The organism is Microbacterium sp. SY138, assembly GCF_039729145.1.
Taxonomy (GTDB): Bacteria; Actinomycetota; Actinomycetes; order Actinomycetales; family Microbacteriaceae; genus Microbacterium; species Microbacterium maritypicum_A.
The window spans coordinates 402345-428478 of sequence record NZ_CP155793.1 but is presented as its reverse complement, the minus strand read 5'-3'; the positions used below and the strand labels follow the sequence as shown (position 1 = coordinate 428478).

Genomic DNA, 26134 nt, shown 5'->3' with positions numbered 1-26134 from the left:
ATGTCCTCCACACGCACCGCGGTCCGCACCACCGGTGTCGCCGTCCGCGCGATGCTCGTCCTCACCCTCGTGCTCGGTGTCGCCTACACACTCCTGGTCACCGGCATCGGGCAGCTCCTGCTCCCGTGGCAGGCCAATGGCTCCCCCCTTCCCGACGACAGGGGCAGCTCGCTGATCGGCCAGTCCTTCACCGATGACGACGGCGAGGCGCTCCCGGAGTACTTCCAGTCGCGGCCCTCCGCCGCGGGCGACGGCTACGACGGCGCGGGCTCCAGCGGAAGCAACCTCGGCCCGGAGAACACCGACCTGGTCGCAGCGATCGCGGAGCGCAAGGCCGCGATCGCGGAGCGCGAGGGGGTCGACCCGTCGCAGGTGCCGGCCGACGCGGTCACCGCCTCGGGTTCCGGGCTCGACCCGCACATCAGCGTGGCGTACGCACTGCTGCAGGTGCCGCGCGTCGCCGAGGCCCGCGGACTCTCCGCACAGGAGGTGCGCGACCTCGTGGAGTCTAGGATTCAAGGGCGGGATCTGGGATTCCTCGGCGCGGAGCGCATCAACGTCGCCGAGCTCAATCTCGCGCTCGATGAACGGGAGGGCGAATGACCGCAGCGCCACTTCGTCGATCTCACGGCCACTCCCGCCGGGGGCGGCTCCGGGTACTCCTCGGAGCCGCCCCCGGCGTCGGCAAGACCTACGAGATGCTCGCCGAGGGACGACGCATGCTCGACGAGGGCCATGACGTCGTGATCGCGATCGTCGAGACGCACGACCGCGCCGCGACGCAGGCGCAGACCGCCGGAATCCCCGAGGTGCCCCGCCGGGTCGACCTCCACCGCGGGATCGCCCTGACCGAACTCGACGTCGACGCCGTGCTCGAGCGGGCACCCGAGATCGCCCTCGTGGACGAGCTGGCGCACACCAACGTCCCCGGCTCGCGCAACGCCAAGCGCTGGCAGGACGTCGACGAGCTGCTGGATGCGGGCATCGACGTGGTGACCACCGTCAACGTGCAGCACATCGAGTCTTTGAACGCCGTGGTCGAGAAGATCACCGGCATCGCGCAGCAGGAGACGATCCCGGACGCCGTGGTCCGCGCCGCCGACGAGATCGAGGTCGTCGACCTCGCCCCGCAGACGCTCCGTGATCGACTCTCGGCCGGACTCGTCTACCCGGCCGAGCGGATCGACGCCGCCCTGTCGAACTACTTCCGCCTCGGCAACCTCACCGCACTGCGCGAGCTGGCCCTGCTCTGGCTCGCCGACGAGGTCGACAGCGCGCTGCGCAGCTACCGGGCGGAACAGGGCATCGAGGGCAACTGGCAGGCCAGGGAGCGCGTGGTCGTCGCCCTGACCGGCGGCCCCGAGGGCGAGACCCTGCTGCGCCGCGGCGCCAGGATCGCGGCCCGCTCCGCCGGCGGCGAGCTGCTGGCGGTGCACATCACCGCGCAGGACGGCCTGCGCGACGAGACACCGGGAGCCCTCGCCGCGCAACGCACGCTCGTGGAGTCGCTCGGCGGCACCTACCACCAGGTCGTGGGCGACGACATCCCCGCCACCCTGGTGGAGTTCGCGCAGGGCGCGGACGCCACCCAGCTCGTGATCGGCGTCAGCCGGCGCAGTCGCCTCACCGCTGCGCTGACCGGTCCCGGCATCGGCTCTGAGGTCATCCGCCGCTCCGGCGACATCGACGTGCACATCGTCACGCACGCCGCAGCGGGTGGGCGGATGGTGCTGCCGCGCATCACCGGCGGAGCCCTGGGCTGGCGTCGACAGCTGCTCGGTTTCGGCGTCGCGCTCGTCTTCGGACCGATCCTGTCGTGGATCATGTTCACGTTCCGCAGCCCCGAGTCGATCACCGCCGAGGTGCTCGCGTACCAGCTGCTCGTGGTCGTGGTCGCCCTCATCGGCGGCATCCGCCCTGCGGTGTTCGCGGCGGTGCTCTCGGGCGTCACGCTCGACTTCCTCTTCGTCGCTCCGCTGTTCACGATCACGATCGCGCATCCGCTGCACGTGCTCGCGCTCGCCCTCTACGTGCTCATCGCGATCCTGGTCAGCATCATCGTGGACCAGGCCGCGCGACGGGCCCGCACCGCGCAGCGCGCCGCCGCCGAGGCCGAGCTGCTCGCCGCAGTCGCCGGCAACGTGCTCCGCGGCGACAACGCCGTGCTGGCTCTGGTCAGCCGCACCCGAGAGGCGTTCGGGCTGAGCGGCGTGCGCCTGATCGCTCCCGACGGCGAGGTGCTCGCGAGCGACGGCGAACCCGTGGCCGACGGACGTGCCACGACCATCCCCGTCGGCGTCGTCCCCGGGGGCGGGCCCCGTGCGGTGCTGGAGCTGAACGGCGAGCCGCTCGCCGGACCCGAACGCCGCCTGCTGGATGCGATCGTCGCCCAGCTCTCCGCCGCGATCGAGCACACCGATCTGCGTGCCACCGCGAGCGAGGCGGAAGCACTCGCCGAGACCGACCAGGTGCGCAGCGCCCTGCTGTCGGCCGTCAGCCACGACCTGCGCCGCCCCCTCGCCTCGGCGGTCGCCGCCATCGGCGGTCTGCGCGGTGCGCACGGACTGTCGGCCTCCGATCGCGAAGAACTGCTCGCCACCGCCGACGAGAGTCTCGCGACGCTGTCGACGCTGGTCACCGACCTGCTCGACGTGAGCCGCGTGCAGGCCGGCGTGCTCGCCGTATCGTCGTCGCGGATGGATGCGGCAGGCTGCGTGCTCGCCGCCGTCGATGAGCTGGGGCTCGGGCCGTCCGACGTCGAGCTCGCCCTCGATCCCGACCTGCCGCCGCTGCACGCCGACCCCGTGCTGCTGCTGCGCGTGCTGGTCAACGTGATCGCCAACGCCCATCGGCACTCCCCCGAAGACGCACGGGTCATCGTCTCCACGAGCGCCCTCGGCGGCCGCGCCGAGATCCGCATCATCGACCGCGGGGAAGGCGTCTCGCCCGAGAGACGGGACCGCATCTTCCAGCCGTTCCAACGCTTCGGCGACACCGACAACACCACGGGACTCGGTCTGGGACTCGCCCTGTCGCGCGGGTTCACCGAGGGCATGGGCGGTACCCTGACACCCGAGGACACGCCTGGCGGAGGCCTCACCATGGTCATCTCCCTGCCGCTGGCCGCAGGACTTGCCGACACGGAGGGCACGGAGTGAAGCTGCTCATCGCCGACGACGATCCGCAGATGGTCCGCGCGCTGAGGATCACCCTCGCCGCGCACGGATACGAGGTGGTCGTGGCTCCCGACGGGGCCGCCGCCATCGCTGCGGCCGCCCAGACCCACCCCGACCTCATCATGCTCGACCTGGGGATGCCCCGACTCGACGGCATCGAGGTGATCCAGGCGCTGCGCGGATGGACCAACGTGCCGATCATCGTGGTGTCCGGTCGCACGGGTTCGGCCGACAAGGTCGAAGCGCTCGACGCCGGCGCCGACGACTTCGTGACCAAGCCCTTCCAGGTCGACGAGCTGCTGGCACGACTGCGTGCGCTCTCGCGTCGCTCCATCCCGGCCAGCGGCGAGTCGACCGTGGCCTTCGGCGATGTGGTGGTCGACCTCTCGACGAAGACGGTGACACGGGGCGGAGCGCGCGTGCACCTGACCCCGACCGAGTGGCGGATGCTGGAGCACCTCTCCCGGCATCCGGGCGCCCTGGTCACGCGCCAGGACCTGCTGAAGGAGATCTGGGGCAGCGAGCAGGTCTCCGACTCCGGCTACCTGCGCCTGTACATGTCGCAGCTGCGAAAGAAGCTCGAGCAGGAACCCGGCGCTCCCGTGCACCTGCTCACCGAATCGGGGATGGGCTACCGCCTGGTGCTCTGAGCGTCGGCGCCCACGGCGCGCGACCGGCGCAGGACCGCCACGACCCCGGTGATGACGAGCAGCACCGCCACGGTGATCGCGGCGATGGCGGTCGGCGTGCTCTGCGGTTCTCCGGTGAGCCGTCCGACGGCGAGCCATGCCAGACCCCAGGCCGTCGCGAGGGCGGGGGCGATGCGTCCGGTGATCCAGGCGGCGGCGGCTCCGATCACGAGGACGACGACCAGCACGCCGATCGCCCAGGCATCGGCGGCCTGCGCCCAGCTCTGCGGTGCGATCTGCGTGAGCCAGGCGGCGGTGTTGGCGACGGTGGCGATCGTGACCCAGCCGAAGTGCAGGCCGTTCGCGCCGTCGGTGAGGATGCGATCGGCGAGGCTGCGGGCGGGGAAGCGACCGAGCAGCACGATCACTCGAGCGAGCACGGCCAGCAGCGCCGCGATCACGACGACAGTGAGCCAGAGCGTCAGGAATCGTGCGGTCACCAGCCACAGCCCGTTCAGCACCATCGACGCGGCGATCCATCCGCCCACGGCCTGCTGACGCGGGTCCTGCCGCTGGGCGGGAAACGCCTGCCACACCGTGTAAGCGAACAGGCCGAGGTAGATCAGCGACCAGATCGAGAATGCGGGCCCCGCGGGCGCGAGGTACGAGCCCTGGGCGGAGAGGGCCCCGTCCTGCAGGTCATCGACGGACGCACCGCCGAATGCCCCCGCGCCGACAGCGGCCGCGATCACCATGAACGTCGCCGCCGCGATGATCAGCGACTGACGACCGATGCCCTCTGTGCGTGATTCCATGCTCCGCAGGCTACGAGACGCCCGCGCGCGACGCATCGCCCTTGACACCGGAACGGCATTTCGCTAACCAGGTTAGTCAAAACCCCCATCATGCCCGCCTCACGCGGAAGCTCGCGCAGAAGGATCAGGCGCGCGTGAAGGCCGCATCGATCAGGACTTCGGCGGCTCCCCTGGCCTGCGCGGCCACTGCCGGGTCGGCCGAGATCGCGGCCGTGCTCTGCGCCCCCTCGGCGAGGATGGACAGCTGCGCGGCGAGCGCGGGGGGCGCGCCCGTCTGGGCGACGAGACCCGCCATGTACTCCTGGAACGAGGCCTTGTGCGCGCGTACGATCTCGGCGACCTCGGGATTCGTGCCCCCGAGCTCGCCGAACGCGTTGATGAATGCGCAGCCGCGGAAGTCGTCGGCGCAGAACCAGTTCTCGAGATAGCCGTAGACGGCGAGGAGACGTGCGCGCGGGTCGCCGCCCGCATCCGCCACGGCACCCGACAGGCCCGACTCCCACTCGGCGTGCTTGCGTGCGAGCACGGCCACGACGATGTCGGTCTTCGACGGGAACAGCGAGTAGAGGCGGCGCAGCGAGACCCCGGCCTCCTGACGCAGCTCGTCCATGCCGACGGCCGCGTACCCCTTGCGGTAGTAGAGCTCCTCGGCGGTGGAGAGGATGCGCTCGCGAGCCTCGTCTTCGGTCATGTCCAGAAGTCTACTTGACACGAGAACGAACGTTCTCTAGATTGGTCACATCGAGCGAGAACGACCGTTCTCACCGGAACCGAAAGGATCAGGATCATGGGTTACATCACCGTCGGCACCGAGAACAGCACCCCGATCGAGCTCTACTACGAAGACCAGGGATCGGGTCAGCCCGTCGTCCTGATCCACGGCTATCCGCTCGACGGTCACAGCTGGGAGCGTCAGACGCGCGAGCTCCTCGCCCAGGGCTACCGCGTCATCACCTACGACCGCCGCGGCTTCGGCGGATCGTCGAAGGTGAACACCGGGTACGACTACGACACCTTCGCCGCCGACCTGAACACCGTGCTCGAGACCCTCGACCTGCGCGACGTCGTGCTGGTCGGCTTCTCGATGGGCACCGGAGAGCTCGCACGCTACGTCGCCCGCCACGGCCACGACCGCGTCGCCAAACTCGCCTTCCTCGCCTCGCTCGAGCCCTTCCTCGTGCAGCGCGACGACAACCCCGAGGGCGTGCCGCAGGAGGTGTTCGACGGCATCGAGGCTGCCGCCAAGGGCGATCGCTTCGCGTGGTTCACCGACTTCTACAAGAACTTCTACAACCTCGACGAGAACCTGGGCTCGCGCATCAGCGAGCAGGCGGTGACCGGCAGCTGGAACGTCGCGGTCGGCAGCGCCCCCGTGGCCGCCTACGCGGTCGTGCCGGCGTGGATCGAAGACTTCCGCACCGACGTCGAGGCCGTGCGCTCCGCCGGAAAGCCCACCCTGATCCTGCACGGGACGAAGGACAACATCCTGCCGATCGATGCCACCGCCCGTCGATTCCACCAGGCAGTGCCCGACGCCGACTACGTCGAGGTCGAGGGCGCTCCGCACGGCCTGCTGTGGACCCACGCCGACGAGGTCAACGCCGCGCTGAAGGAGTTCCTCGCCAAGTAGTCCCCGTTCGAATCGCGCAGATGGTCCCCTTCCTCGACGGAAGGGGACCATCTGCGCGATTCGAGGCGGGAGCTACGCGTCGCGCGAGCGCCAGAGCAGCCAGACGAAGTACGGGGCACCGATCAGCGCGACCACGAGTCCGGCCGGCAGTTGCGCGGGGGCGATGACGGTACGACCGATCGTGTCGGCCACCCCCACCAGGAGACCGCCCAGCAGCACCGCGACCGGAATCATCCTCGAGTGCCTCGCGCCGACGAGCGCCCGCGCCGCGTGCGGAGCGACGAGACCGACGAAGCCGATCACGCCGATCGCCGTCACGCTCAGAGCCGCGAGCACGGCCGCCACGACCAGCAACGTGAGCCGCACCGGCTCGAGACGGATGCCGACGAGCCGCGGGGTGTCCTCGTCGAGCGACAGCACATCGAGCTCGCGGCGGCTCATCACCACGAGCGGCAGGGCGATGGCCAGCACGATCGCCAGGGGCAGCATCTGCTCCCAGACACGGCCGTAGGTGGTGCCCGAGAGCCAGGTGTAGATCTTCGGAGTGTCCCAGGGGCTCGACCTCAGGAGGAAGAAGGTCGTGAGCGAGACGGTGAAGTACGAGACGCCAATGCCGATCAGCAGGAACCTGTCGGCGTTCAGACCACCGCGCCACGACAGCAGGTAGACGAGGACGAAGGCCAGCAGCGCTCCGGCGATGGCACCCGCGATCATGCCCGCGGTGGACGAGACGGCGCTCGTGATCACGAGCACCGCGCCGAGTCCGCCCCCGCCCGTGACACCGAGGATGCTCGGGTCGGCGAGGGGGTTCCGACTCACCCCCTGGATGATGGCGCCGGAGAGCGCGAGCGCTCCACCGGCGACGACCGCGGCCACGATGCGCGGCGCCCGCTCGTCCAGCGCGAAGGCGATCGCCGCCGGCGCCTCGCCCTGCAGCCACAGCGCGATATCTCCGGTCAACAGCCACGTGTGCCCGGCGAGCAGGCCGAGGAGCAGCACGCCGGTCACCCCGAGCACCACGACCGCCAGGGTGATGCGGAACCGCGCCCCGCTGCGCACGCCGAAGCGCACCCGCGGAGGCTCCCGCGTCGGGCCGGCGTCGCGCAGGCGTCGAGCCATGAGCACGAGCACGATCGCCCCCAGCAGCGTCGTCGCAACTCCGGTCGGGATGAGGATCGCCGCCTCGGCCCCGATGATCGCCCGCAGCAGAGCATCCGAGAGGATCACGACGATCGCGCCGAGCAACCCGGCGGCCGGGATCAGGAGCAGATGGCGGTTCAGGCTCGGCACCACCCGCGTCAGCAGGCGGGCGAGCACGGGCGCGCACAGCCCGACGAAGCCCATCGGCCCCGCCAGCGTCACCGATACCGCGGTGAGCGTGACGGCGAGCAGGATGCCGACGGCCCGCGTCGATCGGATCGGCACGCCCAGGGAGGATGCCGTGTCGTCGCCGAGCGCCAGGATGTCGAACCGACGCGCGAGCACCAGAGCAGCCGCCGTCACCACGACCACGACCGGGGCGGCTTGCAGGAATGCGGTCAGGCCCAGCTGGGACAGGCTTCCGCTCCCCCACGCGAGCAGCCCCTTGGTCTCTTCGTCGAATAGGATGAGCAGCGTCGAGGTGCCGGCCTGGAACGCGAGCGCGAGGGCCGTGCCCGCCAGGATCAGCCGCGTGGTGGACGAACCCGCACCGCCGGCGAGACCGAGCACGATCCCCGCCGCGACGATGCCCCCGGCGAATGCGACAGCGCCCGAAGCCCACACTGGCACGGCGATGCCGAACGCAGCGAGTGCCGTGACAGCCAGGTAGGCGCCGGCCGTCACCCCCAGCGTGTCCGGCGAGGCCAGAGCGTTACGGGCGAGCGACTGGAGGAGGATGCCGGCCACGCCGAGCGCCACACCCACGGCGACGCCGGCGGCGAGACGCGGCACCCGCGACCCCCACAGCACCTCGGTCTCCGCGAACACCGCACCGCTGGTGCCCTGCGTGAGATGCCAGCACGCGACGGCGACGAGCACCACGGCCAGGGCCACGAGGACGCCTATGCCCGTGAGGAGAGCCCCGGCCCGGCGTCCCTCCGCCTCGTCGGGTGCGACCGCAGGAGCCGGACGCGCCGACTCCGTCGCGGCCGTCTCGTCGAGGCGAAGGGCACCCGTCACTTCGAGAGCACCTCGAGGTAGCCGTCGATGATCTGCTGGGTGGAGCGCGGGCCGCCGAACGTCCAGATCCCGGCGGGGAAGGCGGTCAGGCGCCCCTCGGCCACAGCGGGAAGCGAGGTCCACGCCGGGTTGTCCTGCAGCGCGTCGATGAAGCTCTCCGACTCGGGATCTTCGGTGCCGGTGTAGAACAGACTGGCGTCGCCGACCGTGGTCATGCCCTCCACATCGGTCTGCCCGAGGCCGTAAGCGGGGTCGACCTCGCCGGTCCACGCGTTCGTGAGTCCGAGCTTCTCGCCGATCTCACCGACCAGCGACCCCTGACCGAACGGACGCAGCGCGACATTGCCGCCGTCGACCCAGCCGTCGAAGAACACGAACTCCTTCGTGGGCAGGTCAAGATCGGCGAGCTCGGCAGAGGCAGCGTCGAGGTGCTCCTGGAACTCGTCGGCGACGACCTCGGCGCGCTCCTCCCGCCCTGTCACCTGGGCGATGAGGTCGAGCGTGCCGAGCATCTTCGCGATGGGGTCGGCGGCATCCGCGCCGACGGTCGCGAGCACGGGCACGTCGTAGGCCTCGAGCTGGGAGACGATGGGGTCGTCCGCCGCACTGACCTCGACGATCACGAGGTCGGGCTCGGTGCCGAACAGCGTCTCCAGGTTCGGCTCCTGGCGGGTGCCCACATCGGTCACGCCCTCCGGGAGCTCCTCCGCGGTGACCCACGTGCTGTAGCCCTCGGCGTCGGCGACCGCGACCGGCGTGACGCACAGCGACAGCGCATCCTCGATCTGCTGCCACTCCAGCACCGCGATCCGCTCGGCCGGCTTGTCGAGCTCGACCGTGCGACCGAGGTCGTCGGTGACCGAGACGGCGCCCGTCGAGGTCGCGGTGGTGTCGTCGTCGCACCCCGCGCTCGTCGACGCCGACGCGTCGGAGGCGGTGGGGGCCTGAGTGGTGCCGCAGCCGGCCAGGGCCATCACGAGCGCGCCGCCGAGGGCGACCAGGGCGAGGGATTTCTTCTTCATCGTGTTCTTCCTCCGGGAGGGTGGGGGTCAGGATGTCGCAGCGGCGCGATGGCGTCCGTGGTGTCGACCGCGCGGGAGCACCCGGACGAGGCCGGTCTCCTCATCGATCTCGGTGTCGATGCGCAGGCCGTAGACGTGCGAGAGATTCGCGCCGGTGAGCACCTCGGCGGGAGTGCCGACCGCGTGCACTCGACCGGAGTGCAGCAGCACCACGTCGTCCGCCACCGATGCCGCGTGGTCGAGGTCGTGCAGCACGACGCCGAGGGCGGTGCCGTGGTCGTCGGCGAGCTCGCGGATCAGATCGAGAGTCTCCACCTGGTAGCGCAGGTCGAGATGGTTGGTCGGTTCGTCGAGCAGAAGCACGCCGGTCTCCTGCGCCAGCGCGGTCGCCAGCCACACGCGTTGGAGTTCGCCTCCCGAGAGCTGGTCGACGGGACGGGAGGCCATGGCGCCGAGTCCGGTCAGGGCGAGCGCACGGGCGACAGCGGCACGGTCCGCATCGCTGACGCCGGAGAATCGGCCCCGGTGGGGGTGGCGACCGTACGCCACCACGTCGGAGACCTCGATGCCGGACGGATGCGGCCGCGACTGCGAGAGCATCGCGACGGCCTTCGCGAACTCCTTCGCAGAAAGGGCGGCGGCGTCGCGGGTCTCGTCTCCGCCGATGCGCACGCTCCCCGCCTCGATGCGGTGCAGACGCGCGAGGGCGCGCAGGACGGTCGATTTGCCGCTGCCGTTCGGGCCGATGAGCGCGGTGACCCGGCCGGGAGCGAGCTGTAGCGACACGTCGTGCACCACCCGGGCACGGCCGTATCCGAGCACGAGGGATCGGCCGTGCAGGGAGGGGGATCTGGTCGTCATCTCAGCCTCGCATGGCGACGCCGCGGCGCCAGTAGCCCATGAAGGCCACCTGCCCGCGATCGATGCCGAGGTCCTTGACCAGGTGGCGACGCAGCGTGGTGACCACGCCGCTCTCCCCCGCGATCCAGAAGTAGCGTTCGGCCGCAGCATCCCCCGTGGCGATGTCCTCGCCGAGACCGGAGTAGTCCGGCGTCTCCCACAGCAGGTCCTCACCATCGATGTCCTTCACCCGGATCTCGTCCGTGGCATCGGCGTCGCCGAGGTGGGCGAGCACGGCGGGGATGAGCCGCAAGCCGTGCGGCTCACCGATGTCACGCGGCAGCCAGTGCACCTCGACCCCCGAGGGTGCGTCGATGCGGAGGACGTCGGCGGGCGAGGGCACTTCGATGAAGGCGACGCCGCGCAGATCCTGCGGTGCGTCCTCGAGGATGCGGGCGATCGCCGGAGCGGCGGTCTCGTCGCCGGCGAGCACGACCGATGCCGCGGTCCCCGGCGCGAACTCGGCCCCTCCGTGCGCGTCGACATCCACCCCGCGGCGGGGGCCGACCAGGTAGAGCTCCTGCCCGACCGCGGCCTGGCTCGCCCACAGCGACGCGGGTCCGGTCAGTCCGGGTTCGAGGTGCAGCACAAAGTCGACGTCCACCTCGGTGCCGGTCTCGTCATCGAGCCGCAGCTCGCGCACGGAGTAGGTGCGCATGGACCCGCGCTCCACCTCGGGCACCGCGAGGAACGCCTGCCACCAGTTGTCGGATGCCCTGTCGAGCTCAGGCAGGACTCCGGACGCGGGCGGGAACACCAGCTTGATGCGGCTGTCGAACACCTCACCCGGCGTGCCGAACTCGCTCAGCTCGTCGCCGCCGAACGTCACCCGCACGAACGAGGGCGAGACGCGCGCGACCCCCCGTACCTCGGCGCGGGTGAGGATGTAGGTCGGACGGTCGGTCGTGGTCGTCTCAGCGGACATGGTGCCTCCCGATGGGTGTGACCATCGGCTTGCCGGAGACCGGATCGATGGTGATCTGATTGGCGAGGCCGAAGACCTCTTCGACGAGTTCGGCGGTGACGATGTCCTGCGGCGCACCGGTCGCGTGCACCCGCCCGTCCTTCATCGCCACCAGCTCGTCGGCGTAGCGGGCCGCGAGATTGAGGTCGTGCAGCACCATGACGATCGTGGTGCCGCGCGAGACGCTCAGATCGGTGAGCAGGTCGAGGACCTCGACCTGGTGGGCGACGTCGAGGAAGGTGGTCGGCTCGTCGAGCAGCAGGATGTCGGTCTCCTGTGCGAGCGCCATGGCGATCCACACGCGCTGGCGCTGACCGCCCGAGAGCTCGTCGACGCTGCGGTCGGCCAGGTCGGAGATGCCGGTGGCGTCGAGGGCATCCGCCACGACCTCGTAATCGTGGGCGCTCCATCGGGCGAGCATCTTCTGATGCGGGTGCCGTCCACGGCCGACCAGATCGGCGACCGCGATGCCCTCGGGCGCGACCGGCGACTGCGGCAGCAACCCGAGGATGCGCGCGACCTCCTTGGTGGGGCGGGCGTGCACCGATCTGCCGTCGAGCACGATCTGGCCGTCGCTCGGAGACAGCAGGCGCGCCAGCGAGCGCAGCAGCGTGGACTTGCCGCATCCGTTCGCCCCCACGATGGTGGTGATGCGACCGGGGGCGATCTGCAGGTCGAGGCCGTCGATGATGGTGCGGTCACCGTAGGCGAGCGTCACCCCCTCGGCGGACAGGCTGTGCGAGACGGTCATAGCGAACCCCCGGAGCGGTTGGTGCGGATGAGCAGGTAGATCAGGTACGGCGCGCCGACGACGCCGGTGATGACGCCGACGGGATAGCGGGTGCCGAAGGCGAACTGGCCGATCAGGTCGCCGCCGAGGACGAGCACGGCTCCGACGAACGCCGACGGCAGGAGCAGGTTGGCGCCGGGGCCGGTGATGCGCGCGGCGATCGGGCCGGCCATGAAGGCGACGAAGGCGATGGGGCCGGTGGCCGCGGTCGCGAACGCGAGCAGCGCGACCGCACCGAGGATGAGGAGCAGGCGGGTGGCGTTGACCCGGATGCCGAGACCGGCAGCCGAGTCGTCGCCGAGCTGAAGCGCACCGAGCGCGCGCCCCTGCGACAGCATGAGCGGCACGATGATCGCCGCGGCGATCGCCATCGGCAGCACCCGCTCCCACGAGGCGTTGTTGAGGCTCCCGGTCAACCACTGCATCGCGGTCTGGATGTCCCAGTTCGCGGCGCGCGACAGCATGTACGAGATGACGCTCTGCAGCATCGCCGCGACGCCGATCCCGATCAGGATGAGTCGGGTTCCGGCGAAGCCGCCCTTGATCGAGAGCAGGTAGATCACGAGGGCGGTGACGACGGCGCCGCCGAGAGCGAGCAGCGACACGACCGGCCCGTTCACGGACAACACGATGATGCCGAACACGGCCGCCGCACCGGCACCGTTGGAGATGCCGATGATGTCGGGCGAGGCGAGCGGATTGCGCAGCATCGTCTGGAAGCACACACCCGCCATTCCGAATGCGATGCCGGTGAGGACGGCGAGCACCGCCCGCGGCAGTCGCAGATCGCCGACGGTGAACGAGGCGCCCGGCACGGTCTCTCCGAGGATCACCCGGATCACCTCATCCGGCGTGTAGAACGTGTTGCCGACCATGAGCGCCACCGCGAAGAGGGCGAAGACCAGGACGCCGAGGACGATCGTGGCCACCGCATGCCGGCGGTGGCGCGAGCGACGCCCCGCGACGATACGCGCGATCCGGGCGGATGCCGGCTCGTCGACCCGGTCGAGGGTGTGCTCGGTGTGCTCTGTCGTGCTCACAGCTCACGCACCTTCTGCCGGCGGACGATCCAGATGAAGAACGGGGCGCCGATGATGGCGGTGATGATACCGACCTGGATCTCCTCCGACGATGGCGCGATCACGCGCCCGACGATGTCGCTCGCGGTCAGGAGGGCGGCGCCGGCGATGGCCGAGAACGGGAGCAGCCAGCGGTGGTCGGTGCCCACGAGCATGCGGCATACGTGCGGGATGATGAGCCCGACGAAGCCGATGGGGCCGGCGATCGCGGTCGCGGCCCCGGCGAGGATCACCGCGCCCAGCGCCGAGATCATGCGCGTGCGGAACACGTTCTCCCCGAGCCCCTTGGCCATCTCGTCTCCGAGGGCGAGGGAGTTCATGCCCCGGGAGCACAGGAAGCAGATCAGGGCGCCGGTGGCCAGAACCGGTGCGGTGAGCGCGATGCGCGGCCACTCCGCGCCACCGACGCCGCCGATCTGCCACGACTGGAACGTCTGCAGCAGGTCGACGCGGGGCAGCATGACGGCGCTGATGAGCGAGGCGAAGGCGGCCGAGGTGGCGGCACCCGCGAGCGCGAGCTTGAGAGGTGTCGCTCCCCCGCGTCCGAGGGATCCGACCGTGTAGACGAAGACGGCGGCGAGCCCTGCTCCGGCGATCGCGAACGCCATCTGGCCGTAGGGGTCGGCGAGACCGAAGAAGGCGATGCCGCACACCACGGCCAGCGAGGCGCCGTTCGAGACGCCGAGGATGCCGGGGTCGGCGATGGGGTTGCGCGTCACGGCCTGCATGGTCGCGCCGGAGAGGGCGAGTGCCGCACCGACGAGGAGGGCCAGGACCGTGCGGGGGATGCGCTTGACGATCGCCGCCTGCGCGATCGTGTCGGTGTGACCGGTGAGGGCCGCGGCGATGTCGTCGAATGAGACGGCGCGCACGCCGAACGAGATCGACAGGATGGTGAGGACGACGAGCACCACGAGCCCGATGAGGAGCCAGAGGGTTCGCACCAGCACCGGGCGCCGCAGGTCTGCGGCCCCCGGTGCGGGCGCGATGACGGTTGCTGAGGTCACTGGGTATTCACTCCGCGGAGGCGGATCGAACGACTACGGAGCGAGCGGTGCAGCCAGGAGCGCGAGGTAGTCGTCGAGACCCCACGGAATCGACAGCGGCGACGGGTTCGCGGAGGCCGCGATGGGGGTGGCGTCGGGAAGGACCGCGATGCGGCCCTCGGCGATCGCCGGGATCTTCGACAGCAGCGGGTCGGCCTGCAGGAGCGGGATGATCGACTCGTCGCCGTAGGTGATGAACAGGTCGACGTCGTCGAACTTCTGCGCCTCTTCCGCGCTGACCGTCAGGTAGAACTGGTCGCTGTCCTTGTTCTCCTCGACGATCGAGGGGAACGGCAGACCGAGATCGTGGAGATAGCCCGGGCGGGTGTCGATCGCCGTGTAGTACCCGATCTGGCTCAGGTCGGTCGGGTCGATGTAGGAGAACAGGACCTTCTTGTCCTTCAGCACGCTGTTCGCCTCGAGCGCCTTCTGCGCGTCGGCGTCCAGCTGCTCGATTAGGGCGTCGCCCTCCTTCTCGAGGCCGAGGGCCTTGGAGTCCATCTCGATCATCTCGTCGACCGAAGTGCCCCAGGCGACCTTCGGGTAGGCGATGACCGGAGCGATCTTGGAGAGGGTGTCGTACTCCTCCTGCGTGAGGCCGGAGTAGGCGGCGAGGATCACGTCGGGCTCGGTGTCGGCGACGGCCTCGTAGTCGATGCCGTCGGTCTCGTCGAACAGCACCGGCGTCTCGGCCCCCATCTCGTCGAGCTTCTCCTCGACCCAGGGCAGCACGCCGTTGTCGTCATCGTCGCCCCACGACGCCTTGCTCATGCCGACCGGAACGATGCCCAGCGCCAGCGGCACCTCGTGGTTCGCCCATGCGACGGTCGCGACGCGCTCGGGCTTCTCGGTGATCGTGGTCTCGCCGTAGACGTGCTCGACGGTGACGGGGAAGGCGTCGTCGGATGCGGGGTTGCCGCCGGCGGTCGAGGTCGACTCCGGGGCAGAGGATGCGCAGGCGGAGAGACCGATGGCGAGCGCGGCGGCCGCGCCGATGGCGAGGATTCGAGAGGTGCGCACAGGCGTTCCTTCGGGTTCGGGGTGAGGGGGCGGCGCATGACCTGCGCCCAGGCTTTGGTAAGCCTCGCCTAATCTAACACGGAGGTTAGGGGAACCTCACCCCGGATTCCCGGCCGCGTGCTGCCTCTCGAATCGCGCGATTCGCCGCGAATCGCCGCCGGTTGGGGCCATTCACGCGATTCGAAAGCTGCGGGTGGCACGAAAAAACCGGCCGGATCCGTGAGGATCCGACCGGCTTCAGGAAGTCAGCGCGCGCTCAGAGAGCGCGGATGTTCGCCGCCTGCATGCCCTTGGGGCCACGCTCAGCGTCGAATTCGACCTTCTGGTTCTCGCGGAGCTCCTTGAAACCGGAGCCGGCGATAGCCGAGTAGTGGGCGAAGAGGTCGTCCGAGCCGTCATCGGGAGCGATGAAGCCGAAGCCCTTTTCCGCGTTGAACCATTTCACAGTGCCAGTGGCCATGTGTTTCTACTTTCTGTTGACTTAGCCGTTTACACGGCCTACGCCGAATCGGAACATCCGAGACGCGCGCACAGTCACGCTACCACGGCAGGCTGGGCAGGGACACGGAACTGTCGATTCTTCTGCACGAGAGCAGCTTCGGTGCGTGTGCTCACGCCGAGTTTGCGCAGCACGGCCGAGACGTGCACGCTCACGGTCTTGACGCTGATGAACAGCCGCTCGCCGATCTGCCGGTTGCTCAGCCCTTCGGCGATCAGCTCGAGCACCTGCCGCTCGCGAGCCGTGAGCAGGTCGTCGCCCGACGGCGGATCGGCGGGGGCACGCAGTCCGGCGTCGGTGGCGAACCGGGCGACCGCAGCCCGCACCTGGGCGTTGCCGAGTGCCTCCGCGAGGCCTGCCGCCTCGGCGAGCACCGACGCCGCGGTGACGCGCTCCCCCTCGTGGACGAGCAGACGCGCGCGCTCGAGCCGGAGCACGGCGCGGAAGACGACCGGTACGTCTTCTCCCTCGGCATGGTGGAGGGCCGCATCCAGGGCGTCATGGCGCGGGTCGAGCAGCGCATCGAGGATCGTCGACCACGCGTCGTCCTGCAACTGCGCGGGTTGCGCGCACCACGCCGCACGGACGGCATCGGATGCCGTCGTGGTGTCGGCGCCCTCGGCGCGCAGCTCGGCGATGATCGCCCCGCCCTCCAGCAGCAGCCGGCGCTGGTGCAGCAGCGCCGGATGTTCGTCGCGCAGCATCTCGAGAATGGTGTCGAGCGCCCTCCGGAGATTCCCCTCACTCTCGGCCACAGCCACCGTCATCATGATCCGGTCGTACCAGATCTGCCGCTCCGAGCCGCCCGTCTCCTCGAACGCCGGCAACCACTCCTGCAACAGCTCTGCTGCCTCGGCCGACCGCCCGCGCCAGGCCAGCACCCGCACGCGGGTCATGCTCATGTACATGCGGAACACACGCAGGGTTCCCTGCACGAAGTCGCGCGACAGCATCTCCTCGACCCGCTCGATCTCGCCGAGTTCGAGCAGGGGCACCACCATGTTCTGGGCCATGATCGACCCCGAGGTGCGTTCGACGCGGAGCTCGCGGGCACGCCGCAGTCCCTCTTCGGCGACCTCGACCGCCTCGCGGTAGCGGCCCAGCAGCGTGAGCAGGTCGGAGTAGTTGACGCGATAGCGCATCTCGGCCGTCGTTCCGGCCGCGAGCTCACGCGCCCGCTCGTACTCGCGCACCCCTTCGTCGACCCGGCCGAGGTGGGCCAGGGAGCCGCCGCGCACGTTCGCGGCGATCGACAGCTGGTCGGTGGAGTCGGCTCCGGCCGCCCCCAGCTCAGCCTCATCCGCGAGGCGGATCGCCTCTTCTCTGTCGCCCGCGATCATGCGCCGGCTCGCGAGCTGGTTGAGCAGCTCGGCCCGGAACACCTCGTCGCCGATGCGCTCCTCCGCGATGGCCAGGGCCTGCTGCAGCAGCGGGATCGCACCGAGGCGTCCGAGGTTGACGAGGTACAGCGCCTTGTTGCGCAGGAGTCGGGCATGCAGACGCGGGTCCACTGTGGCGGGGTCGATCTCGGCGAGCGCGACGTTCGCGACCGCGAGCGCCCGCTCGCCGTCGCCCGCATTGCGCAGGATCGATCCCAGCACGAGGAGCAGGTCGAGTCTCTCGACGCGTGCCGCCGCGGCGGCGTCGGGCACGAGCGGCCACAGTTCCAGTGCCAGTTCGCCGAAGCGGGCCGCGCTCGCGAACGCGTACTGCCCCTTCGCGTGGCGCATGGCGTCGGCGGCGGCGACGAGCGCCTTCCGATCGTCTTGCGCGAGCTGCCAGTGATAGGCGAGGGCCGCGGCGTCGCTGGTATCCGACCCCGCGCACTGCGCCTCGAGCGCCTCGGCATAGGCGCGATGCAGGCGTGCCCGCTCGCCGGGGAGCAGGTCGTCGTGCACGGCCTCGCGCAGCAGGGCATGCCGGAACCGGTAGTCGTCGTCGCCCACGACGAGGATGCCGCTGCGCGTCGCCTCGCGGATCGCCTCGTCGAGGCGTTGCTCCGGCAGATCGACGAGGCCCGTGATCAGCGGATGGGAGAGCGGACGCTCGGCGCCGGAGACGACCTGCACCACACGCCGCGCATCGTCGCCGAGCCGGTCGAAGCGGGCGAGCAGCAGGTCGCGCAGACCGTCGGGGAGCGGGCCGTTCGCGCACCCCGCGATCTCCTCGATGAAGAAGGGCACGCCCTCGGCCCGCTCCTGCATGCGATCGAGGGCGCTCTCGGTCAGCGCCCGGCCGGTGATCTGCTCGGCCAGCTCACGAACCGCGGCCTCGTCGAGCCGGCCGAGGGTGAGGCGCTCGAGCAACCGCGCGCGCGTCGCCTCGCCGATGAAGCGGCTCACCGCATCCCCGCGGCGCACATCGTCAGTACGAGAGGTGAGGAGCAACAGGATGCGGCCGCGGCTCAGCGCCCGCAGCAGGAAGGAGAGGATGGCGAGCGTCGACTCGTCGGCCCAGTGCAGGTCTTCGACCACGAGCACCTGCGGGGCGCGTTCGGCCGCCGCCTCGATGAGGGAGGCGATCGCATCGCGCAGGTGCTCGGGGCTGGTGCGGTCGCGATCGGTCGGGGAGTCGACGAGTTCGGGGAGCAGCATGCCGAGTGCCTCGACCCCCACCCCCACCGACTCGCGCACCCGGTCGACGCCCATGCGTGTGACGATCGAGCGGAGGATGCCGGTGAGTGGCCCGTAGGGCGTGCGCGAGGCGCCCAGATCGAGGCACCAGCCCACATGCACGTCGGCGGTCGGCGCGATCTCGGCGGCGAACTCGCGCAGCATGCGGGACTTGCCGATGCCGGCCTCGCCCTCGACGAGCAGCGCGGCCGGGACGCCGTCGCGCACCCCGGCGAACGATCGGCGCACCTCGGCGAGCTCGGCCTCGCGGCCGACCATCGCAGCGCTCGACGCGGAAGGGGGCATGGATTCATCGTCCCACCCCCGACCGACATTCGGGACGGTCTGCGGTTCGCGCTGCGCGACGCCGCTCACTGCGCGTGTGCCGCCGCCGCTTCGCATCCGCCCGCGACACGAGCCGTCGTCGGGGCGGTCGCAGACGTGGCGACCGCCGTGCGACCGAACGCGCGGCGCAGCATCCGCCGGACCACCCCTTCCGGACGCGGCACGATCTGGTCGGCGTGCTCGATCAGACGCAGCCTCTCCGTGGCGGCGCGCTCCATCTGCTCCTGGTCGTGCCGGGTGAGCTGCTGGCTGAGATACGGGTGCTCGTACATGGGGTTCTCCTCGACGGTTCGCTGTATCCCTACAGTCCGCTCTGAGGCACCCCCGGGGCATCGGGCAGTTGCCCTATCTTTCGTGCATGCCGCTCTAGGGATGCCGGGCGCGCATCAGCGACAGGCGCGCGGAGGGGCGAGACCGGGCCGGCACCAGGATCGCGAGAACCCGAACGAGCGTCGCCATCCACAGGAGTCCGAGTCCGACGACGACGGCCTCGACAGCGGTGGCCGAGAAGAGACCGAACGGCACCCACAGCACGATCGCCGCCGCCAGGAGCAGACCGACGCCGATCGAGGTGATCAGGAGCGCTCGGGGGTGCCCGGGAACAGCGGCGACCGTGGTCGCGGCCGCCACGACGAACAGGACGAGCGTGGAGACCGCGGCGATGTCGTGCGGGATGGGCACACGATGCAGCGGCAGCAGCCCGACCGCAGCCAGTGCGATTCCGGTGGCCGCCCACGACGCCACGACGACGGCGATGCGGGAGAGTGCGGAATCCCCGAGCAGCCGGTGCAGGTCACGACCGATGTACGAGCCGACGGTCGCGATGAGAAGCCCCGCGACCAGGAGGGTGCCGTTGAAGGCCCACGAACCGGAGCCCAACTGGGAGAAGTTCTGCTCCCACCAGCGCGGATCAGCGGCCGTGATCATGGCGAACAGGGTGCCGATCACGAGGAAACCGAACAGGAGCGCGGCGAGGTCTGCCGTGCGCAGGTCGACGCCGGCGCCGAAGGCGAAGCGCCCGCCGACCGCCGCCGCCAGACCGGTGAGCAGTCCGCCGCCGATCGCCGCGAGCTGCAGTCCGTGGAGCCCGGCCGTGAGCACCTCGGCGGCGAGCAGCACTCCCATCGTCGTGACGGCTCCGAACGCGACGGTGAGGGCACCAGCCGAGAGATCGGAGACCACCGCCTGCCAGCGCGGCATCGGCCTCGTCTCGCCCCCTCGGTGCATCAGTGTGCTCGTGAGGAAGGCGCCCGCCGCGATCGCTCCGGCGATGAGCGCGGCGGGCATCGCGAGCGCCCCTTCGCCCGTGAGCGGGCGGTCGGCACCGCCCAGGACGAGCATCCCGATGAGCGTGCCGATCACGAAGCAGATCACGGTCGCCCAGACCGCTCTCGTCTCGCCACGCAGCTTCGCGTCCCGCTCCATGCGCCCATGCAAGCACGCACCTCGGACGGACGGAAGCCCGCCCGCCCGAGGCGATGCCGTCCGCGGAGAGTCAGGCCGCCAGGCGACCCACCGCTCTGGCGCGGATGAGCACGGCCGTGCCGTCGGAGTAGGCCACCGGCAGCTCTTCCACCGCGACGACCTCGATCGTCGTGGGATCGGCGCCGGCGAGCCGGGCACGCTCGGTCGCCTCGGCGGCGGCGTCCGCCCGGGATGCCCGCTGGTCGGTGGGATCGACGCGGTAGATCTTCTCGATCTGGCCTGCGACCTCGCCGAGGGCCGCCCCCACCGCGTTGGCGGCGCCGAAGTGATCGGGGCGGATCACCTCGGCGACGCCGTCGAGCACGGTCGGGGCGATGATGCCGCCCCCGCCGACCAGGATCACCGGTACCGGCGCGGCGTTCGGCTTCATCCGATCGATCGAGTCCTCGAGGATCTCCCGCATCGCGGTCCACGCCGCGGAGCCGACCCCCTCGGGAACGGCGGGGGCGTCGAGACCGTCGATCTCGGCGCCGCCGACCGCGAGCGCGACGTCGGTGGCCGTGAGGGTGCTGCCGCCGAACGCGAGACCCTCCTGCGGAAGGCGATAGCCCACGCTGTCCGGGCCGACGGTCGCGCCCGCAGGCGTCTCCCGGATGATCGTGCCGCCGCCGAGGCCGACCGACAGCACGTCGGGCATACGGAAGTTCGTGCGGATGCCGCCGATCTCGACCGCGTGCGCCGACTGCCGTGGGAACCCGTCGACGAGCACGCCGATGTCGGTCGTGGTGCCGCCGATGTCGACCACCAGGGCGTCGGTCGCGCCCGAGAGGTGCGCGGCGCCGCGGATCGAGTTCGTCGGACCGCAGCCGATCGTCAGCACCGGGAACTCGAGCGCGTACTCGAGCTGCATGAGGGTGCCGTCGTTCTGGCCGAAGTACGGGGTGGCCGGGATGCCCCGCTCCCGCAGAGCGGCGACGAAGCCCGCGGCCATCTGCCGCAGCGTCTGCATCAGCGCCGCATTCAGCACCGTCGCGTTCTCGCGCTCGAGCAGTCCGAGCGAGCCGATGCGCGCCGACCGCGACACGGGGACACCCAGCTCTTCCGTGACGATGGCCGCGACCCGCTCCTCCTGGCTCTCGTCGATCGGCGCGAAGACGCCCACGACGGCGACCGCGTCGACCTCGCCGCGCATCCGTGCACAGGCCTCGCGCACGGCATCCTCATCGATCGGGGAGAGCACGCGGCCGTCGACCTCGAAGCCGCCGTCCAGCAGGTGTGCCTGCTCGCCGATCGCCGCACGTAGGTCGTCGGGCCAGCCCTCCAACGGCGGGACGGCCGTGGTGGCCGGTGCACCGAGGCGGAGGATGCCGACGCGACCGAGACCGCGCCGCTCGACGATCGCGTTGGTGCAGTGAGTGGTGCCGAGCATCGCGTGCCCGATCAGGGCGGCGTCGACGCCGGAGGCCGCGAGCACGGCGTCGATCGCCGCGGCCACGCCGTCGCCCGTGTCGGCCGTGGTCGGGCGCTTGACCGAGGCGACGACGTCGAGCCGCTCGTCGAGGATCACGGCGTCGGTGTTGGTGCCGCCGACGTCGATGCCGATGCGATAGGTGCCGGCCATCACGCGGCCTCCTCGTCCGTCGGGCGCGCACCGGAGGGCTGCGCGATGTCTTCGACGGGAATCCACTCCACGTCGTATCCGAAGTGGGCGGGCCCTGCGGTCTCCAGCCCGATCGGCGTGCGCCACTTGTCATGGCAGGGGATCGCGATGACCGCGACCCGCGCGCCGTAGCGGAGGGACTCCGTCGTGATGGGCATGCCGGTCGCCAGGTCGAGCACCGCGATCAGGTCGGGGGTCACCGCCGCCAGCACGCCGTCACGACGCCCGAGCAGCATCTCGTTCTGGAAGTCGAGGCGGAACGCACTTCCCCGGTCGGCACCGACGCCGACGAGTTCGGCCGCACCGCGGGTGAAGCCGCCGTCGACCGAGCGCTGCAGGTCTGCCACCTTGCCGTCGAACAGCCGCACCGCATCGAGGTCGGCGCACAGAGCGTCGATGCGCTCGTCGTCGCGCAGTTCGCGTCCGCCGCCATCGCGCCCCCGGAGGATGCGTCCGATGCGCTGGGCGAGCCCCAGAGTGCCCGGGATCGCGCACTCGCGCACGACGTCGCCACCGTAGGCGTAGTCGATCATGGTCGCCCCTCCGCCCATCTCGACGGTGACGGCCCGCGCGATGCGCTCCGACCAGCCGCCGTCGACCGGGCGGCTGACCACCTCGTTGCCGTGGTGATCGACGAGCACCGTCGTGCCGGGTCCGTAGCCGGCGAGATGGAACGTGACCATCTGCGCCTCCGGGAAGGCGCGTCCCATCGCGTCACCGTCGACCACCGGGAGTCCGGCGAGCGCGGCGGCCGCGATCGGGATCATGGAATTGCCTCCACCGACCTCGATCGGCATCACGGCCGTGGCCTTGCGACCCACCGCGCGTTCGATCGCCTGCAGGGCCGCGAGCAGCTCGGATTCGGCCTGGATGCGCTCCACGCTCACGGAAGGCGCTCCGATCCCGCCGATCGGGATCACGAAGTCGTCGTCGGTCAGGTCGTCGACAGCCACCAGCGGCACCGGTCCGTGCAGGCGGATGAGGCGCTTGGCGATGAGCGAGCCGACGTGCGGGTCTCCTCCGCCGCCGGTACCGAGCACCGCGGCGCCCAGGGCGATCTCGTCGATGTCGGCTTCTGTGAGGAAGGGAGCGGTGGTCATGCGCTCACCTCGTCCGTGACGGGGGCGGCCGGGTCCGGTGCCACGCGGCGGCGGAGCGGAAGCAGCAGGAGGTAGGCGACGAAGCCGACGAGGAGACCGTCGAGAGCGGAGATCGAGGTGATCGTGAACCAGCCGAAGCCGGGACCGTCCGCCGGGTTCGTCGTCGCGACGGCCACGACGATGCCGACCACCCAGGCCGTGATCGACCACCCGTCGACCAGCGGCACGGTGGCGCCGTGCGCCCAGCGCGCGGTCTTTCGACCGGTGAAGAACGACGCCAGGTACACGCCGCCGTAGGGGGCGATGATCGTGCCGATCACGAGGATGAACTGCACGAAGTAGTCGGCCGCGCCGATCACTCCGACGACGATGCCGATGGCGCCGAGCACGATGGTCACGGTGCGGCGGCTCAGGCGCTCGCTGATCGACGCGAACGAGAGGCCGGCCGAGTAGAGGTTGGTCGTGTTCGTGGTCCACTGCGCCAGGATCAGCACGACCACGGCGACGCCGCCGAGACCGAGGGCGAAGAAGATCGCCATCAACTCGGTGCCGTCCATGATGCGGGCGAGAAGGATCGCGACCACCAGGATGATCGAGTTGCCGAAGAAGAAGCCGACGAACCCGGCGATCATGGCCTGCTTCGGCGTCTTCGCCCACCGCGCCATGTCGGGGGCCAGCACGACACCGAGGATGAAGATGCCCATCACGAGCGACACCGCACCGCCGAACGTGAACGTCGCCTCGACCGGGGCCTCGAGCCCTGCCGCCCCGTTCACCGTGAACGCCACGACCACGCCGACGATCAGCAGGAGGAGGAGCAGCGGCACGGCGAGGGTGCTGAGGCGGTTGATCGAGCGGTAGCCCCAGAACGCGGTGATCGCCATGAGCACGCCACCGATCGCGGTGAACACCTGCACGGGTACATCGATGCCGGTGAACTCGGCGAACGCGATCTGCGCGTTCGCTCCGAAGAAGCCCGCCTGCACGGCGTACCAGCCGACCAGGCTGATCGCGATCGCGAGGGCGAGGATCGCCCCGCCGATGCGCCCGAACACCGCGCGGGAGATCATCGCGGTGGAGAGCCCGGTGGCGGCGCCGACGTAGGCGCAGGCCATCGCGAGCAGTCCGAGCAGCAGCGAACCGAGCATCGTCGCGCCGATCGCCGGCCAGAAGGCCATGCCGGAGGCGAGCGAGACACCGAGGAACGCCCCGGAGAGGTCGATGCCGATCGCGATCCACACGGTGGCGATCGACAGCCAGCTCTTGCGCTGGTCCTGGGGCACGACGCCGTGCTCGTAGTCGGTGGTGGTCATCATCTTGTCCTTGAGAAGTGGCCCTGCGAGTCCGTCGGCGGGGATTCGGGTTCCCGTGGTGCGGACGACTCGCAGGGCGGGTCGGGGGCGGCCTGTCGTTGCGGCCGTGTCGTGCGATGCCGGGTCGGAGCTCGTGGCTCGGTGCCGGCGGGTCAGGCGTGTCCCGCGTCGATGCGGCGGTGGTTCATCGGGAGAGCGTGGTGTTCATCGGGAGAGGATCGTGGAGAGGTGCCGCCAGGCCTGGTCGAACCGTTCGCGGTAGACCTCGGGCGTGTAGTGGGTGAGCTGGAGGAAGAGGCCGTCCATGACGACGAAGACCAGTGCCGTGAAACCGTCTGCGTCACCGGCGACGAACGTCCCCGTCGCGACCCCGTCGTCATATGTCTGGCGCACCGCGGCGGCGAGGGTCGACTCCGAGTCGAGGAAGATCTGCCGCAGCTGCTCGCCACCGGGACCGTATTCGGTGACCGCGGCCCGCAGGCTGAACTCCGCGAGGTCGGGCCGGTCGCGGTAGTAGGCCTCGATGCCGCCGAGGAGGTGCTGCAGACGCGCGAGCGGCTCCATATCGGAGCTGCTCCGCACGAGCTCGTCGAAGAACGCGGTGTGATCGATCGACACCGCGGCATACACCTCGGCGTAGAGCGCCTCCTTGCTCGAGAAGTGCGCGTAGAGCGAGGGCGTCTTGATCCCGACGGCTTCGGCGATCTCGCGCAGGCTCGTCTCGGCGTAGCCCTGGCGCGCGAAGATCGTGCGGGCCTCCGCGAGGATCGTTGCTCTGGTCATCTTCCGCCTCAGACTCGTTACCTAACGACTGTTAGTTAGGCAGAGCGTAACCCCGCATCTTCCCGCGACGCAAGAGCCGCGCTCGGGGCATCCGCACGACTAGCGTTGAGGTCATGCGCATCCCCGCCGCGATCCGCGCCTCCCAGCGCTCCCCGCTGCTGCAGGTCGTGAAGTCGGCCGCGGCGACCATCGCGGCGTGGCTGATCGCCGGATGGGTGTTCCCCGCACAGCTGCCCGTCTTCGCCGCCATCGCCGCGTTGCTGGTGGTGCAGCCCAGCGTGAACCAGTCGCTGTCGAAGGCGCTCGAGCGCAGCATCGGCGTGATCGCCGGTGTCGTGATCGCCGTCGCACTCGGGCTGCTGCTCGGTTCGCCGAGCTGGATCGTGCTGCTCGCGATCGTCGTCGCGATGCTGGTGGCGTGGATCTTCCGCGCCTCGCCCGGCACCGGCAATCAGGTCGCGATCTCGGCGATGCTGGTGCTGGCTCTGGGCTCGTCGAGTCCCGAGTATGCGTTCGCCCGCATCGTGGAGACGCTGATCGGGGTCGTGATCGGCATCGTCGTGAACGCCCTGATCGTGCCTCCGGTGCTCGTCGCGCCGGCCCGTCGGGACGTGGGGCTCCTCGGCCTCGAGCTCGCCGCGAGCCTGGATCGCCTGGCCGACGCACTGCCCGAACCCCAGACGCCCGCACGGCTGCAGGAGCTGATGCTGGAGGTACGGCTGCTGCGGCCGATGAAGGAGGCCGCCGAGGCCTCGATCGCCGCCGGAGAGGAATCGCTCACTCTGAACCCGCGGCGCTCGACCCATCGTGCCGATCTGCGTGAGATGCGGGCGCTGCTCGACCGGCTCTCCCCGATCGTCACGCAGACGATCGGCATGACCCGGGCCTACTTCGACCACTACGACGACCGGATCGGCGAGGAGCCCGCCGTCGCCGCGATCGCCGAGCAGCTGCGACGCGCAGGGCACGACGTACGGCTCGCCGTGCAGGTCGCCGATGCCTCGCCGGAGCCGGACACCATGACCTCGGCGATCCCCGCGCTCACCGCTCCCCTCGTGATCCGGCCGCCGTCGTCACAGCACTGGATCCTGATCGGTTCCCTCATGGAAGACCTGCGCCGCATCAGGGGCGAGCTGCTCGACGAGGACTGAGCCCGCCTACTCTGG

The 26134-nt window shown here is 70.4% G+C and carries 23 protein-coding genes; 5 read left to right on the top strand and 18 right to left on the bottom strand.

Annotated elements, in window-relative coordinates; genetic code table 11:
- The 3 genes from kdpC to ABDC25_RS01970 are packed head-to-tail and all read left to right on the top strand — an operon-like array spanning nt 1 to nt 3826.
- Nucleotides 1-603 (top strand): potassium-transporting ATPase subunit KdpC, encoded by a 603-nt coding sequence (kdpC, locus tag ABDC25_RS01980; protein ID WP_029260071.1) that lies wholly within the window; start codon nt 1-3, stop codon nt 601-603.
- Entirely contained in the window at nt 600-3158 is a 2559-nt protein-coding gene (locus ABDC25_RS01975; RefSeq protein ID WP_347124579.1) for an ATP-binding protein, read from the top strand. Before kdpC ends, ABDC25_RS01975 begins: the two co-directional genes overlap by 4 nt.
- Nucleotides 3155-3826: a response regulator transcription factor gene (locus ABDC25_RS01970; protein WP_029260073.1), complete on the top strand. Its 672-nt coding sequence runs from the start codon at nt 3155-3157 to the stop codon at nt 3824-3826. The genes ABDC25_RS01975 and ABDC25_RS01970 overlap by 4 nt, the downstream gene beginning before the upstream one ends.
- On the opposite strand, the gene ABDC25_RS01965 is transcribed toward ABDC25_RS01970, so the two are convergent.
- Nucleotides 3808-4620 carry a tryptophan-rich sensory protein gene (locus tag ABDC25_RS01965; RefSeq protein WP_347124577.1) on the bottom strand — a complete coding sequence of 271 codons (813 nt, stop codon included), beginning with the start codon at nt 4618-4620 and terminating at the stop codon, nt 3808-3810. The genes ABDC25_RS01970 and ABDC25_RS01965 overlap by 19 nt on opposite strands.
- 124 nt (nt 4621-4744) lie before the next feature.
- The gene (locus ABDC25_RS01960; RefSeq protein WP_136023934.1) at nt 4745-5311 is read right to left on the bottom strand and encodes a TetR/AcrR family transcriptional regulator; all 567 of its coding nucleotides are present in this window, start codon (nt 5309-5311) and stop codon (nt 4745-4747) included.
- 96 nt (nt 5312-5407) lie between these two features.
- Here ABDC25_RS01960 and ABDC25_RS01955 point away from each other — a divergent pair, with 96 nt between their 5' ends.
- Nucleotides 5408-6250, top strand: a complete 843-nt coding sequence (locus ABDC25_RS01955) for an alpha/beta hydrolase (RefSeq protein ID WP_029260076.1) — start codon at nt 5408-5410, stop codon at nt 6248-6250.
- A 72-nt stretch (nt 6251-6322) separates the two neighbouring features.
- Here ABDC25_RS01955 and ABDC25_RS01950 read toward each other — a convergent pair whose 3' ends face one another.
- From ABDC25_RS01950 to ABDC25_RS01875, 16 genes are all read right to left on the bottom strand, one after another.
- A complete protein-coding gene (locus ABDC25_RS01950) occupies nt 6323-8410 on the bottom strand; it encodes an iron ABC transporter permease (protein WP_347124574.1) in 2088 nt (695 codons plus the stop codon).
- Nucleotides 8407-9432: an iron-siderophore ABC transporter substrate-binding protein gene (locus tag ABDC25_RS01945; RefSeq protein WP_021198336.1), complete on the bottom strand. Its 1026-nt coding sequence runs from the start codon at nt 9430-9432 to the stop codon at nt 8407-8409. Before ABDC25_RS01945 ends, ABDC25_RS01950 begins: the two co-directional genes overlap by 4 nt.
- A 27-nt stretch (nt 9433-9459) precedes the next feature.
- Nucleotides 9460-10293 carry an ABC transporter ATP-binding protein gene (locus tag ABDC25_RS01940; RefSeq protein WP_347124572.1) on the bottom strand — a complete coding sequence of 278 codons (834 nt, stop codon included), beginning with the start codon at nt 10291-10293 and terminating at the stop codon, nt 9460-9462.
- A 1-nt stretch (nt 10294) separates the two neighbouring features.
- Nucleotides 10295-11257 carry a siderophore-interacting protein gene (locus tag ABDC25_RS01935; protein ID WP_347124570.1) on the bottom strand — a complete coding sequence of 321 codons (963 nt, stop codon included), beginning with the start codon at nt 11255-11257 and terminating at the stop codon, nt 10295-10297.
- A complete protein-coding gene (locus tag ABDC25_RS01930) occupies nt 11247-12047 on the bottom strand; it encodes an ABC transporter ATP-binding protein (protein ID WP_021198339.1) in 801 nt (266 codons plus the stop codon). Before ABDC25_RS01930 ends, ABDC25_RS01935 begins: the two co-directional genes overlap by 11 nt.
- On the bottom strand, nt 12044-13126 hold the full coding sequence (locus tag ABDC25_RS01925) for an iron chelate uptake ABC transporter family permease subunit (protein ID WP_029260079.1): 1083 nt from the start codon (nt 13124-13126) through the stop codon (nt 12044-12046). Before ABDC25_RS01925 ends, ABDC25_RS01930 begins: the two co-directional genes overlap by 4 nt.
- On the bottom strand, nt 13123-14172 hold the full coding sequence (locus tag ABDC25_RS01920) for an iron ABC transporter permease (RefSeq protein ID WP_347124568.1): 1050 nt from the start codon (nt 14170-14172) through the stop codon (nt 13123-13125). Before ABDC25_RS01920 ends, ABDC25_RS01925 begins: the two co-directional genes overlap by 4 nt.
- A gap of 33 nt (nt 14173-14205) precedes the next feature.
- On the bottom strand, nt 14206-15231 hold the full coding sequence (locus ABDC25_RS01915) for an iron-siderophore ABC transporter substrate-binding protein (protein WP_029260081.1): 1026 nt from the start codon (nt 15229-15231) through the stop codon (nt 14206-14208).
- 256 nt (nt 15232-15487) lie between these two features.
- Entirely contained in the window at nt 15488-15691 is a 204-nt protein-coding gene (locus ABDC25_RS01910; protein WP_017831237.1) for a cold-shock protein, read from the bottom strand.
- A gap of 74 nt (nt 15692-15765) precedes the next feature.
- Complete coding sequence (locus ABDC25_RS01905; RefSeq protein WP_347124566.1) at nt 15766-18648, bottom strand: AAA family ATPase; 2883 nt, start codon at nt 18646-18648, stop codon at nt 15766-15768.
- 65 nt (nt 18649-18713) lie between these two features.
- Complete coding sequence (locus tag ABDC25_RS01900) at nt 18714-18959, bottom strand: hypothetical protein (RefSeq protein ID WP_347124564.1); 246 nt, start codon at nt 18957-18959, stop codon at nt 18714-18716.
- A gap of 94 nt (nt 18960-19053) precedes the next feature.
- Nucleotides 19054-20112: a hypothetical protein gene (locus ABDC25_RS01895; protein WP_347124562.1), complete on the bottom strand. Its 1059-nt coding sequence runs from the start codon at nt 20110-20112 to the stop codon at nt 19054-19056.
- A gap of 70 nt (nt 20113-20182) precedes the next feature.
- Nucleotides 20183-21733 carry a hydantoinase/oxoprolinase family protein gene (locus ABDC25_RS01890; RefSeq protein WP_029260085.1) on the bottom strand — a complete coding sequence of 517 codons (1551 nt, stop codon included), beginning with the start codon at nt 21731-21733 and terminating at the stop codon, nt 20183-20185.
- A complete protein-coding gene (locus ABDC25_RS01885; protein WP_347124560.1) occupies nt 21733-22872 on the bottom strand; it encodes a DUF917 domain-containing protein in 1140 nt (379 codons plus the stop codon). The genes ABDC25_RS01890 and ABDC25_RS01885 overlap by 1 nt, the downstream gene beginning before the upstream one ends.
- Entirely contained in the window at nt 22869-24185 is a 1317-nt protein-coding gene (locus tag ABDC25_RS01880) for a cytosine permease (protein ID WP_231479821.1), read from the bottom strand. The genes ABDC25_RS01885 and ABDC25_RS01880 overlap by 4 nt, the downstream gene beginning before the upstream one ends.
- Nucleotides 24186-24389: 204 nt before the next feature.
- A complete protein-coding gene (locus tag ABDC25_RS01875; RefSeq protein WP_051667828.1) occupies nt 24390-24968 on the bottom strand; it encodes a TetR/AcrR family transcriptional regulator in 579 nt (192 codons plus the stop codon).
- A gap of 113 nt (nt 24969-25081) precedes the next feature.
- Here ABDC25_RS01875 and ABDC25_RS01870 point away from each other — a divergent pair, with 113 nt between their 5' ends.
- Nucleotides 25082-26119, top strand: coding sequence for an FUSC family protein (locus ABDC25_RS01870; protein ID WP_021198350.1), 1038 nt, complete (start codon nt 25082-25084; stop codon nt 26117-26119).
- Nucleotides 26120-26134 lie beyond the last annotated feature (15 nt).

Excerpts from the sequence above, each read along its gene's own strand:
- kdpC (WP_029260071.1), top strand. The coding sequence starts at position 1 with ATGTCCTCCACACGCACCGCGGTCCGCACCACCGGTGTCGCCGTCCGC.
- ABDC25_RS01975 (WP_347124579.1), top strand. The coding sequence starts at position 600 with ATGACCGCAGCGCCACTTCGTCGATCTCACGGCCACTCCCGCCGGGGG.
- ABDC25_RS01965 (WP_347124577.1), bottom strand. The coding sequence starts at position 4,620 with ATGGAATCACGCACAGAGGGCATCGGTCGTCAGTCGCTGATCATCGCG.
- ABDC25_RS01960 (WP_136023934.1), bottom strand. The coding sequence starts at position 5,311 with ATGACCGAAGACGAGGCTCGCGAGCGCATCCTCTCCACCGCCGAGGAG.
- ABDC25_RS01955 (WP_029260076.1), top strand. The coding sequence starts at position 5,408 with ATGGGTTACATCACCGTCGGCACCGAGAACAGCACCCCGATCGAGCTC.
- ABDC25_RS01945 (WP_021198336.1), bottom strand. The coding sequence starts at position 9,432 with ATGAAGAAGAAATCCCTCGCCCTGGTCGCCCTCGGCGGCGCGCTCGTG.
- ABDC25_RS01940 (WP_347124572.1), bottom strand. The coding sequence starts at position 10,293 with ATGACGACCAGATCCCCCTCCCTGCACGGCCGATCCCTCGTGCTCGGA.
- ABDC25_RS01935 (WP_347124570.1), bottom strand. The coding sequence starts at position 11,257 with ATGTCCGCTGAGACGACCACGACCGACCGTCCGACCTACATCCTCACC.
- ABDC25_RS01930 (WP_021198339.1), bottom strand. The coding sequence starts at position 12,047 with ATGACCGTCTCGCACAGCCTGTCCGCCGAGGGGGTGACGCTCGCCTAC.
- ABDC25_RS01910 (WP_017831237.1), bottom strand. The coding sequence starts at position 15,691 with ATGGCCACTGGCACTGTGAAATGGTTCAACGCGGAAAAGGGCTTCGGC.
- ABDC25_RS01905 (WP_347124566.1), bottom strand. The coding sequence starts at position 18,648 with ATGCCCCCTTCCGCGTCGAGCGCTGCGATGGTCGGCCGCGAGGCCGAG.
- ABDC25_RS01900 (WP_347124564.1), bottom strand. The coding sequence starts at position 18,959 with ATGTACGAGCACCCGTATCTCAGCCAGCAGCTCACCCGGCACGACCAG.
- ABDC25_RS01895 (WP_347124562.1), bottom strand. The coding sequence starts at position 20,112 with ATGGAGCGGGACGCGAAGCTGCGTGGCGAGACGAGAGCGGTCTGGGCG.
- ABDC25_RS01890 (WP_029260085.1), bottom strand. The coding sequence starts at position 21,733 with ATGGCCGGCACCTATCGCATCGGCATCGACGTCGGCGGCACCAACACC.
- ABDC25_RS01885 (WP_347124560.1), bottom strand. The coding sequence starts at position 22,872 with ATGACCACCGCTCCCTTCCTCACAGAAGCCGACATCGACGAGATCGCC.
- ABDC25_RS01880 (WP_231479821.1), bottom strand. The coding sequence starts at position 24,185 with ATGACCACCACCGACTACGAGCACGGCGTCGTGCCCCAGGACCAGCGC.
- ABDC25_RS01875 (WP_051667828.1), bottom strand. The coding sequence starts at position 24,968 with ATGACCAGAGCAACGATCCTCGCGGAGGCCCGCACGATCTTCGCGCGC.
- ABDC25_RS01870 (WP_021198350.1), top strand. The coding sequence starts at position 25,082 with ATGCGCATCCCCGCCGCGATCCGCGCCTCCCAGCGCTCCCCGCTGCTG.